General features: G+C 47.5%; 1 protein-coding gene. It reads right to left on the bottom strand.

Annotation, left to right across the window (positions count from 1 at the left end):
- Positions 1-385: Ig-like domain-containing protein (locus HBA93_RS19125; RefSeq protein ID WP_286202066.1), on the bottom strand; the 385-nt coding region annotated here is incomplete at both ends.

Raw genomic sequence — 385 nt, forward strand, 5'->3', positions numbered from 1 at the left:
TAATACTGTTATTCGGTATATCACCTTTATAAGGGCCAACCGCATCAGTGGCCGTATTGATGATAGGAGCCGCAGGTCGCGCTGTATCAACAGTCACCACATAACCCGGTGCAGTCAGATCCAGGGTTCCCATGTTGCCGGCTTTATCGATACCCAATGTGCGGAATGTATGCGTTCCGTCAGGTAAGCTGCCAGTTGTATAGGTCCACTTACCGTCTGCGTCGGCTTTGACCTCACCAATTTGTGTCGAACCATTATAGATACGGACAGTTGCAAAGGGCTCTGTCGTTCCTTTTAGCTCCAATGTTTTGTCATTGGTGAAGCCATTTTTCGCGATTACACCCGCATAAATACCCTCATCCGCAACTACTTGATCAATAATAGG

This window comes from Ochrobactrum sp. SFR4, assembly GCF_019730395.1.
In the GTDB taxonomy this organism is placed as follows: domain Bacteria; phylum Pseudomonadota; class Alphaproteobacteria; order Rhizobiales; family Rhizobiaceae; genus Pseudochrobactrum.